Source organism: Methanobrevibacter sp. (assembly GCF_045577275.1).
Lineage (GTDB): Archaea > Methanobacteriota > Methanobacteria > Methanobacteriales > Methanobacteriaceae > Methanobrevibacter.
The window spans coordinates 1-1,710 of record NZ_JAZNIB010000143.1; the positions used below are offsets into that span (position 1 = coordinate 1).

Consider the following 1,710-nt stretch of genomic DNA (forward strand, 5'->3'; position numbering starts at 1 on the left):
AAAAACAATAAAATACAATCAATAAAAAGAAAGAGAAAGAATAAATAAAAATAGAATAAAATTAAAATACAATAAAAATAACAATAGTTAAATTAAATAAATAATAAAAATTAATATAGATAAATGAAATCATTTACAATTTTTAAGGGAGATAAAAATGGTTAAAAAAATAATAGCGGTTAATGCAGGACCTAGAAAAGGGTGGAACACAGACACTTTAATCGATGAAGCAATAAGAGGTGCAGAATCTGCAGGAGCAGAAGTAAAGAAATTCAACCTTTTCCGTTTGGAAAGATACACCGGTTGCGTTTCCTGCTTCGGTTGTAAAAAAGAGAAATACAAAGGACGTTGCATACGCAAGGATGGATTGACAGAGGTATTGGATGCCATCCGTGAAGCAGATGGATTGATTATTGGATCTCCAAATTATTTAAGCGAACTTACAGCATCATTTAGAGCACTTTACGAAAGATTAATCTTCCAGAACTTGACATACAATGCTGAAACTCCATGCTGCAATGAAAATCCAATTCCTACTTTGCTGATCATGACAAGCAATGCACCGGATACTGCATATAGTCAATTGCTTCAAAACTATCAAAACATATTCAATGGATTTGTAGGTCCAACTGAAGTCTTTGTTTCTGGAGAAACACTTCAGCTTAAGGATTACAGCAAAACAGATTGGCCATGGTTCTTTAATGCTGAAGAAAGGTATGAAAGACATGAAACTGTTTTCCCTAAAGAAAGAGAAGCCGCTTTCAAGAAAGGAAAAGAATTAGTATTGTAATTTTATAAAAAATTGATAATAATTCAGTTAGGGAATTACATGAAAACTTTATATTACACTTCAACAGGAAATAACCTATATATCGCAAAGCAATTAGGGGGAGAATTAATCAGCATCCCCCAATTAATGAAAAACAATGATTTTGATATTGAAGATGATATTATAGGCATCATATTTCCTGTCTTTTTTGCTACCTCTCCAAAGACCCTTAGGGAATTCATTCAAAAAGTCAATATCAAGACTGATTACTTATTTTTAATTACATCCTATGGAAGCGATGGAGATCAAAATGCATTGAAAATCATGAAGGACACCCTCAATAAACGGGGCATTGAGGTAAATTATACAAATTCAGTTTTAATGGTTGACAATTTCTTGCCAATATTCGATATGGCCAGTGAAAAGGAACTGAAAAAAGACTTGAACATCAATGCTGAAATTGAATCTATCAAAGAGGACATCTTAGCTAAAAAGACATATTTCCTAGATAAAGAGCATTTTACTGAAGTAGACAATATTGAAATCGTTCTGGAATCAACCATGACTGAAAAGTACCATATCCAAGTGGGAGAAGATTGCAGCAATTGTAAAATATGCACTAGAGTATGCCCAAGAGGAAACATTGAATTGATTGATGGAAAGCCACATTTTGGAGATGACTGTGATTTCTGCTTAGGCTGTGTGCAACATTGCAAAACAAACACATTAACTATTAACGATGAAGCAAATCCTAATGAAAGATACAGAAATCCTAACATAAGGCTTTCAGAAATCATTAAAAGCAATGAAGTCATTTAGGATTTAAATTTTTCCTTTAGAAAATCCTCCTTCGAGAATGAAAAGAATTGTAATATAATTTAATTTTTTGCATATAAAAGTATTAAAAAGAAAAACTTAATAAAAATTTTAAAAAAAGTATT

General features: G+C 31.6%; 2 protein-coding genes. Both read left to right on the forward strand.

The window, feature by feature from the left end:
* Positions 1-157 precede the first annotated feature (157 nt).
* Positions 158-790 (forward strand): flavodoxin family protein, encoded by a 633-nt coding sequence (locus ACKI67_RS04385; RefSeq protein WP_407462178.1) that lies wholly within the window; start codon positions 158-160, stop codon positions 788-790.
* 39 nt (positions 791-829) lie between these two features.
* Positions 830-1,588: an EFR1 family ferrodoxin gene (locus ACKI67_RS04390; protein WP_407462179.1), complete on the forward strand. Its 759-nt coding sequence runs from the start codon at positions 830-832 to the stop codon at positions 1,586-1,588.
* Positions 1,589-1,710: the final 122 nt, after the last annotated feature.

Excerpts from the sequence above, each read along its gene's own strand:
- ACKI67_RS04390 (WP_407462179.1), top strand. The coding sequence starts at position 830 with ATGAAAACTTTATATTACACTTCAACAGGAAATAACCTATATATCGCA.
- ACKI67_RS04385 (WP_407462178.1), top strand. The coding sequence starts at position 158 with ATGGTTAAAAAAATAATAGCGGTTAATGCAGGACCTAGAAAAGGGTGG.